Annotated in this window: 8 protein-coding genes; 3 read left to right on the plus strand and 5 right to left on the minus strand. The window is 61.3% G+C overall.

Translation table 11 applies throughout. The features are described 5' to 3' along the window. Nucleotides 1-53 precede the first annotated feature (53 nt). A complete protein-coding gene (locus VEJ16_06415) occupies nucleotides 54-1,085 on the minus strand; it encodes an NAD(P)H-quinone oxidoreductase (protein ID HYB09283.1) in 1,032 nt (343 codons plus the stop codon). A gap of 109 nt (nucleotides 1,086-1,194) precedes the next feature. Between VEJ16_06415 and VEJ16_06420 the strand changes: the two genes are divergently transcribed. The 3 genes from VEJ16_06420 to VEJ16_06430 all read left to right on the plus strand — a co-directional run bounded on the left by VEJ16_06420 (nucleotide 1,195) and on the right by VEJ16_06430 (nucleotide 4,283). Next, nucleotides 1,195-1,380: a DUF1192 domain-containing protein gene (locus tag VEJ16_06420; protein HYB09284.1), complete on the plus strand. Its 186-nt coding sequence runs from the start codon at nucleotides 1,195-1,197 to the stop codon at nucleotides 1,378-1,380. A gap of 275 nt (nucleotides 1,381-1,655) precedes the next feature. Next, nucleotides 1,656-3,050, plus strand: coding sequence for an amidase (locus tag VEJ16_06425; protein HYB09285.1), 1,395 nt, complete (start codon nucleotides 1,656-1,658; stop codon nucleotides 3,048-3,050). Nucleotides 3,051-3,092: 42 nt separating this feature from the next. Further along, a complete protein-coding gene (locus tag VEJ16_06430; protein HYB09286.1) occupies nucleotides 3,093-4,283 on the plus strand; it encodes a fumarylacetoacetate hydrolase family protein in 1,191 nt (396 codons plus the stop codon). Nucleotides 4,284-4,309: 26 nt separating this feature from the next. On the opposite strand, the gene VEJ16_06435 is transcribed toward VEJ16_06430, so the two are convergent. The 4 genes from VEJ16_06435 to VEJ16_06450 all read right to left on the minus strand — a co-directional run. Continuing rightward, nucleotides 4,310-5,704, minus strand: a complete 1,395-nt coding sequence (locus VEJ16_06435; GenBank protein ID HYB09287.1) for an NAD(P)(+) transhydrogenase (Re/Si-specific) subunit beta — start codon at nucleotides 5,702-5,704, stop codon at nucleotides 4,310-4,312. A 14-nt stretch (nucleotides 5,705-5,718) separates the two neighbouring features. Then, nucleotides 5,719-6,132 carry an NAD(P) transhydrogenase subunit alpha gene (locus tag VEJ16_06440; GenBank protein ID HYB09288.1) on the minus strand — a complete coding sequence of 138 codons (414 nt, stop codon included), beginning with the start codon at nucleotides 6,130-6,132 and terminating at the stop codon, nucleotides 5,719-5,721. A gap of 62 nt (nucleotides 6,133-6,194) precedes the next feature. Continuing rightward, on the minus strand, nucleotides 6,195-7,355 hold the full coding sequence (locus tag VEJ16_06445; protein ID HYB09289.1) for a Re/Si-specific NAD(P)(+) transhydrogenase subunit alpha: 1,161 nt from the start codon (nucleotides 7,353-7,355) through the stop codon (nucleotides 6,195-6,197). A gap of 163 nt (nucleotides 7,356-7,518) precedes the next feature. Then, nucleotides 7,519-8,782, minus strand: a 1,264-nt coding sequence (locus VEJ16_06450; protein HYB09290.1) for an AarF/ABC1/UbiB kinase family protein, incomplete at its 5' end; no start/stop codon positions are given.

Here is an 8,782-nt window from a genome sequence, read left to right on the forward strand (position 1 = left end):
GTTGACCCGCGAGGGCGCATATTCGTAACCGCGCCTCGTTTGGCCGAACCCGGTCACACCGTCAGAACGATCTTGCCAATATGATTGCTCGATTCCATGAGCCGATGAGCGTCCGCCGCTTCCTTGAGGGTAAACGCCTTATAAATCACCGGCTTCACTTTGCCCTCTTCGAGCCAAGGCCAAACGTTCCGGTAAACCTCCCGCGCCACCGCGCCCTTCTGCTCGACCGAGCGGGAGCGAAGCGTGGAACCCGTGAGCGTCAGGCGTTTCATCATGACCTGAGCAAGATTGATCTCCACCTTGGCGCCGCGCAGGGTGGCGATCTGCACCGACCGACCCTCCATGGCGAGAAGCTGAATATTCTTTGCCGTGTAATCTCCACCGATCATGTCAAGAATGACGTCGACGCCCTTCTCACCCACGAGCTCGCCGATGACTTTCGTGAAATCCTCGCTTCGATAATCGACACACCTCTCCGCACCCAGATCCTCGCACGCCTTGCATTTGGCGTTGCCGCTTGCAGTCGCGAAGACCCGCGCACCCCATACCTTTGCGAGCTGGATCGCCACCGTGCCGATCCCACTCGAGCCGCCGTGTACGAGAAAGCTTTCGCCGGGCTTAAGCTGCCCCCGCTCGAATACGTTCGTCCAAACCGTGAAGAACGTCTCGGGGATCGCCGCCGCTTCGATCATGCCGAGACCCCTTGGGGCCGGCAGGCATTGAGGAATAGGTGCCGTCGCGTATTCGGCATACCCGCCCCCCGCAAGGAGGGCTGTCGCCCGGTCGCCGACCTTCCAGTTGGAAACACCCTTCCACGTAGAAACGTCGGGGCCGAGAGCTGCAACGACACCTGCTACCTCGAGGCCGGGTAGATCGGAGGCGCCTGAGGGGGGTGCATAATTGCCTTGGCGCTGGAGCACATCAGGGCGGTTGACGCCCGCGGCCGCGACCTTGATCAACATTTCCCCCGAGCCCGGGACGGGCACCGGCCGCGTCGCTGGCACGAGCTGTTCTGGCCCGCCGAATTGCTTGATCTCGATGGCAGTCATCGTTTTCGGCACGGTTTTGTTCGGCGTCTCAGCCATAGCTTTCTTCCGTTGCTGGACAGATTCACGAGGGAATTTGTGACAGGGCCAGAGAACTAGTATGTTCCAAAACCGCTGACAAGCGCGATGCGCAGATGGAGGCGCTGTCATGGACCTCGACGATCTGGAGCCCCGCAAGCAAACACCCAAGCCCAAGCTCCTCGATCCGCTTTCGGTCGATGAGCTTGAGGCCTATATCCAGGAACTTCAGGACGAGATCGCTCGCGTGCGGGCGGAAATCTCGAAAAAGCAGGCGCACCTCAATGCCGCCGCAACCTTCTTCAAGAAATCCTAGTGTGGTGAATTTGATGTTCCCAGCATTTTTGTGGCATCCGCGTTTAGGAACTTCAAATCCGGATACCACACTAGATACAATATATTCCTCATGTGGCTATGAATCCGAAATTCGCTCACGGTCCCGCACCCAGATGTGGCGAATTTCGGATTCGCCACGCTAAATAGCCGAAGATTTCATCGGACAGGTGCGCGCCTGAAACGCTCATGGTAATGCTCGACCATTGGCTGGAAGGGCCGGTGTTGAGTCCGACACAAGCTGGGGAGGGTCGAGACGTGTCCAAAGAAATCGCCATGATGTCGGCTACGCAACTTGTGGGCCTCTTCCGCAAGAAGAAGCTTTCGCCCGTGGAGGCGACAAAGGCTGCCTTGGGCCGGATCGCCGATCTCAACGGCACGCTCAATGCCTTCAATCTGGTCGATGAGAAGGCGGCCCTTGCCGCCGCGAAGCGCGCGGAAAAGCGCTATCGGGCCGGCCGGGCGCTCGGGCCCGTCGACGGCGTGCCGACGGGGATCAAGGATATTCTTCTCACCAAGGGCTGGCCCACACGTCGCGGTTCGAAGACCGTCAATGCCGATCAGCCGTGGCTCGAGGATGCACCCTCGGTGGCGCGCCTGCGTGAAGGCGGGGCCGTCTTTCTCGGAAAGACCACGACACCAGAGTTCGGCTGGAAGGGCGTTACCGACAGTCCTCTGACCGGCATCACGCGCAATCCGTGGAACCCCGCGATGACCCCAGGCGGGTCGAGCGGCGGGGCCGCCGCTGCCGTTGCGACGGGCATGGGGGCCCTGCACCTTGGTACCGACGGTGGCGGCTCGATCCGAATCCCTTGCGGCTTTAGCGGCATCTTCGGCATCAAGCAAAGCTTCGGACGGGTACCCGCGTATCCGCCAAGTCCGTTCGTAACCGTTGCCCATGTCGGGCCGATGACCCGAAGCGTCGAGGATGCAGCCCTTCTCCTCACCATCCTGACGCAGCACGATAATCGCGATTTCTACGCTGTCCCCGCCGACGGCATCGACTACCGCAAAGGCCTCAAAATCGGCATCAAGGGGCTGCGCGTGGCCTTCGCACCTACCCTTGGCGCGCACCATGTCGAGGCCGAGATCGCGGCCCTCGTCGCGAAGGCGGCCAGGAGCTTCAAATCCCTTGGCGCCAAGGTCGAGGAGGCGGCACCCGATCTCGGCAACTATGGCGCTGTCTTTCAGACATTTTGGTTCGCCGCCGCCGCCAATCTGCTGAGCACATTCAACCCCGACCAGAAAAGGCTGATCGACCCCGGTCTCGTGGCGGTGGCGGAAGAAGGTGCGAAAGTCACGATGGCCGAATACTTCGCCGCGACCAAGGCACGCGAGGCGATCGGGCTTGCCATGAGCCGATTCCATGAACGCTACGATCTTTTGCTGCTGCCGACCCTGCCGCTCCCCGCCTTCGAAGTGGGGCGCGTGGCGCCGGTCACGCAAACGGGCGAAGGCTGGGTCGATTGGACGCCGTTCACTTATTGCTTCAATCTCTCGAAGCAGCCCGCAGCGACGGTGCCGTGTGGGCTCACCAAATCCGGCCTTCCCGCCGGTCTGCAGATTGTCGGTCGCATGTACGAAGACACGACCGTGCTCCGCGCCGCCTATGCCTTCGAAGCCGCGAATCCATGGAAAATGCCGGAGATTTGAACGGACATTCAGAAAATAAGGGTCGTGGAGGGGTAGGCTAGCATGCGCTTGACGCTGGACAAGACGACGAGCCTCCCTGCGGATGCCGCGCAGGCGACTCTTGTCGGGCGCATTTGGCTCCCCGGCAAGATTCCCGGGCCCGCACCCGTGTTCATCCACGGGGACGATGTGATCGACATCAGCCATACGTTTCCCACCTTGTCGGAATTGATGGCGGCAGCCGCACCCGCACATTCTGCGCGCGAGGCGAGCAGGGCGGGACGTCTCGTTGGCAAGATCGGCACTTCACTCGCCAACAGCGCCGCCGACACACTCGACCCGGGAAAGCCATATTTTTTGGCGCCGTGCGATCTGCAACCCGTGAAGGCCTGCGGTGTGACATTCGCGACGAGCCTTCTCGAGCGCGTCATCGAAGAGCATGCTCGCGGCAATCCCGCCGAGGCGGAGGAGGTCCGGCGCAACTTGCGAAGCGAGATCGGCGCCGATCTCAGTCGCGTCGAGCCCGGCTCGCGCGAAGCGATCGAGCTCAAACGGATTCTGCTAGAGCGAGGCCTATGGTCGCAATATCTCGAGGTCGGCATTGGACCCGATGCGGAGGTATTCACGAAAGCGCCACCGCTTGCATCGGTTGGGACGGGTGCCGAGATCGGCATTCTCGCCCGCTCGAGCTGGAACAATCCGGAGCCGGAGGTTGTCGCCGTGGTGAACCCGCGCGGCGAAATCGTCGGCGCCACCCTGGGAAACGACGTGAACTTGCGCGACTTCGAAGGTCGAAGCGCCCTTCTTCTTGGCCGCTCGAAGGAAAACAATGCCTCGAGCGCCATAGGACCTTTTGTAAGGCTCTTCGATGAGGGATTCTCGATCGACGACGTGCGCAGGATGGAGGTTGCCCTAACCGTCGAGGGCGACGACCAATTCGCGCTGCGCGGGAAGAGTTCGATGGGCGAGATCAGCCGCGACCCGACCGACCTCGTCCGCCAGACCCTCGCTGACAATCACGACTACCCGGACGGCCTTCTCCTCTACCTCGGCACGATGTTCGCGCCGACCAAGGACCGCGACAACCCGGGCGAGGGTTTCACCCACAAGCTTGGCGACATTGTGACCATTTCGACGCCAAAACTCGGCGCTCTCGTCAATCGCGTCAATCATTGCGACAAGATCGCCCCGCATCGCTTCGGCGTCGCTGCATTGATGCGGAACCTTGCAGCGCGAGGGCTGTTGCAGAGTTAGCGTCGGAAAGGTGAATTTGCAGACCGTCAGCGCTCAAGCGCTTTTGCGATATCCTCGCACATCTTCTTGGCGTCGCCGAACAGCATCATCGTATTCTCTCGATAGAACAGCGGATTATCAATGCCCGCATAGCCCGACGCGAGCGAACGCTTAACGAAAAGCACCGTCTTCGCGTCCTCGACGTCGAGGACGGGCATTCCATAAATAGGACTCGATGGGTCGCTCTTTGCTGCCGGATTGGTGACGTCGTTGGCGCCAATCACGAACGCAACGTCGGTCGAGGCGAAGTCGCGATTGATTTCATCAAGTTCCAACACTTCGTCGTAAGGCACATTCGCCTCCGCGAGTAGCACGTTCATATGTCCCGGCATGCGGCCCGCCACCGGATGGATCGCATAGCGCACCTTGATCCCTTCGCCCTTCAGAAGGTCGGCCATCTCGCGAAGCGCATGCTGGGCCTGCGCCACCGCCATGCCATAGCCGGGCACGATGATGACGGAACCGGCATTTCGCATGATGAAGGCAGCATCGTCAGCAGAGCCTTGCTTGACTGTGCGGTCGCCACCCGGCCCGCCTGCGGCGGCAGCCGTCTCCCCGCCGAAGCCGCCGAGGATCACGTTGAAGATCGAGCGATTCATCCCCTTGCACATGATGTAGCTGAGGATGGCACCCGACGAGCCCACCAGGGCCCCCGTCACGATCAGAAGGGCATTCGTGAGCGTAAAGCCGATCCCGCAGGCCGCCCAGCCGGAGTAGCTGTTCAGCATCGAGATCACGACCGGCATGTCGGCGCCGCCGATCGGCAAAATTAGAAGGAAGCCCAATGCCAGCGAGATGGCGACGATGAGCCAGAACGCTGTCGCTGAGCCGCTCGCGGCGAACCACGCAATGAGAGCGACAAGTGCGACGCCCTGTGCCGCATTCAGAAGATGCTGGCCTGGGAAGACGAGGGGCTTGCCCGAGAGAATTGCCTGCAGCTTGCCGAACGCGATGATCGAGCCCGTGAATGTAATGGCGCCGATGGCCGTGCCGAGGCTCATCTCGATCAAGCTCGACAGGTGGATTCCGTTCGGCCCGGCGATGCCGTAGTCTTCTGGGTGATAGAACGCGGCAATGGCGACACAAACCGCCGCCAGCCCAACGAGGCTATGGAACGCCGCGACGAGCTGCGGCAGTGCCGTCATCTGAATGCGAAGGGCGATGAAGGTGCCGATGGTGCCGCCAATCAGGATGCCCACGACGATGAGCGCGTAACTCACGACGTTGGGCGAGGCGAGCGTCGTGGCGACCGCAATCACCATGCCGACGACGCCGAGAATGTTGCCCAGTCTCGCGCTTTCCGGCGAGGCGAGGCCGCGCAGGGCCAGGATGAAGCAAATCGAAGCGACGAGGTAGGCGATGGCTGCGAGATTGCCCGTCATGAAATATCCCCCGCCTACTTCGTTTTCTTCTTGAACATTTGCAGCATGCGCTGAGTCACGATGAACCCGCCGAAGATGTTGACTGACGCGAGTGTTACCGCAATGAAGCCCACGATCTTCGAGAAATTGACCGCTGCCGGCCCTGCCGCGAGCAGAGCGCCCACCACGATCACGCTGGATATCGCATTCGTGACCGACATGAGCGGGGAATGGAGTGCTGGCGTTACCTTCCAGACGACGTAGTAGCCGACGAAACAGGCAAGCGCAAAGATCGTGAGGCCGACGATCGCGGGATCGATGCCCGTGCCATGCGCCTGGCTCGCGACGAGCTGGGTGGTTTCGTTTGCAAGACGCGCTGCATCCTCCGCGAGGCGGGCTGCCTCGTTCGCGAGCTTCGATGCGTGGTCGGCCAGTGTCGTCGGATCCATGAGGTCCCCCGAATTTTCCGCGCGGTTACATCGCGCCCGATCGTTTCCCCGGCGCCTGCCATTCAGGCCGGCACGGTCTCTTTGCTAAAGTTCGGATGAACGATTTTCCCCTCGTGGGTCAGGAGCGTACCTTTGACCAGCTCGTCGTCCCATTTAAATTCGATGGCTCCGCCCTCTTTTTTCGCGAAGGGCGATAGGAAGTTGTAAAGGTTGCGGCCGTAGAGCGCTGAGGCGTCGACCGCGATCCGGCTCGGATAGTTGGCATAGCCGATGATCGTAACGCCGTGCTTCACCACGACCTTACCAAGCTCGGAGAGCGGGCAGTTGCCGCCGGCCTCGACCGCCAAATCGACAATGACCGAGCCCGGCTTCATCGCCTTCACCATGTCCTCGGCGATGAGGACGGGTGCGGGCCGACCGGGAATAAGGGCCGTCGTGATGGCCACGTCCTGCTTTTTCAATGTCTCGCGCAAAACCTCGGCCTGTTTGCGCTGATAATCATCGCTCATTTCCTTGGCGTAGCCGGCCGCCGTCTCCGCTCCCTTTGTCGCTTCGGCATCGACCTCGACAAAGGCAGCACCCAGCGACTGCACCTGCTCCTTAACGGCCGGACGGACATCGTAACCCGAAACGACCGCCCCAAGGCGGCGCGCGGTGGCGATCGCTTGAAGTCCCGCCACGCCGACACCCATGACGATCACGCGCGCGGGGGCTACAGTGCCGGCTGCGGTCATCATCATCGGAAAGGCGCGGCCGAACTCCGCAGCCGCGTCGAGCACCGCCTTGTAGCCGGCCAGATTTGCCTGGGACGAAAGCACGTCCATGGATTGCGCGCGCGAAATGCGCGGCATCAACTCCATCGCGAAGGCGGACACACCGGCTTCGGCATAGGCCTCGATCTGATCTCGATTGTTGTAAGGGGACAGCATGGCGACAAGAGCGGCTCCCTTCTTCATGAAGGAAAGCTCGTCTTGTCCTTCGGCACCCGTGAGCGGGCGCTGCACTTTGAGCACGATATCCGCATCGCCAAGTGCCGACCTCGCGTCGGGGGCGATCCGCGCGCCGCGGTCTTGGAATGTCGCGTCCGCGATAGATGAAGCTTCACCGGCACCTGCTTCGACCGCGACTTCAAGACCGAGGTCGACGTATTTCTTCACCATTTCCGGCGAGGCGGCGACACGCTTTTCGTATTCGCGGCGCTCTTTCGGTATCGCGATCTTCATTGTTTGATCACCCGCCTCCCCGCTCGATTGGCGCCCGCTTTGTGCGCCACACAATGCCTCCTTGACGATGCTTTGTGAAGGGCTTCTTCGAAGAAATCCAAGCTGTCGGGCGAAGACGCAAGACCCGAAAAACCCTTGGTCCTCCTATCCTCGCGGCGTTCTCTCAATCGGGGATAGCGAGGCTTTGCTTTCTCAGCGCAGTCGCTTGGCGCTTGGCGAGCGTCGTTTCGTCGAAATCCTTTATTAGCTCGTGGAACAGCCGGTACCAGTTGATCTCGGCCGACAAATGTAGGAAGACCGAACCGAGCCCGATTGCGGCCCGATCCATCAGCACGAATTCGCGCGGCGGGGCTACGCCGCCCAGTCGTCTGAGTTCCTTGTGCACCTTTTCGGCGACCCGCGCCCCGTAGACGCCCGAGTTGGTTTCCTCGATCGCGCGTTCGCGGTCCTCCATGAGGGGCGCGTAAACAAACCGCGCCCACATGTTCAGCGTGTCGATGAGCGGTTTCGAGAGGTTCTTGAAGCCCCATGTTTCATAGGCGAACACCGCGAGTGCCTCGTCGCGATTCTGGAGCGCCCAATAGAGATCGATGACCCCTCGCACAAACCGCGGATGAAAAACGCGGATGCACCCGAAATCGAGCAGATTGACGGAGCCGTCGGGGCGCACCGTGTAGTTGCCGAGGTGCGGGTCGCCATGAATGACGCCAAAGAAATAGAACGGCACGTACCAGGCGCGAAACATGTTGTGAGCGACCTTGTTGCGCTTCTCGGGCGGCCAAGCCTTGCACGCCATGAGCGCAGCACCGTCCAGCCAGGTCATCGTGAGAAGGCGTCTCGTCGATAGCTCGGCAATCACCTTGGGTACGCGAACGCCTTTCTCGGCCTTGAGCATGTCGTCGTATAGGCGCATATGGCGCGCCTCGCGGGCGTAGTCGAGTTCCTCCTTGAGGCGTTCGGCGATTTCAGCGTGGATATTCTTGGTCGAGATCGCCTTGTCCGTGCGTTCGTAGATCGAGAAGACGAGCTTGAGTTGGCGCAGGTCCGCTTCGACAGTCGAGGACATGTCAGGGTACTGGAGCTTGCAGGCCAAAGATGTGCCATCGAGTGCCGTGGCGCGATGCACCTGACCGAGAGAGGCAGCACGGGCTGCCGCGTGATCGAACGTTCCGAAGTGTGCTTCCCAATCGGAGCCGAGCTCAGCCGCCATGCGGCGACGCACGAACGGCCACCCCATCGCGGGCGCGTTCGCTTGTAGGGTCGAAAGCTCGGCCACGTATTCCTGGGGCAGCGCATCTGGAATGGTTGAAAGCAGCTGCGCCACCTTCATGAGTGGTCCCTTGAGGCCGCCAAGGGCGCTCGCAAGCTCGCTCGCATGCCGGCCGCGGTCGAGCTCCAGGCCGAGATATCGCTTGCCCGCGAGTTCT

The sequence above is a fragment of the Alphaproteobacteria bacterium genome (assembly GCA_035625915.1).
Classification (GTDB): domain Bacteria; phylum Pseudomonadota; class Alphaproteobacteria; order JACZXZ01; family JACZXZ01; genus DATDHA01.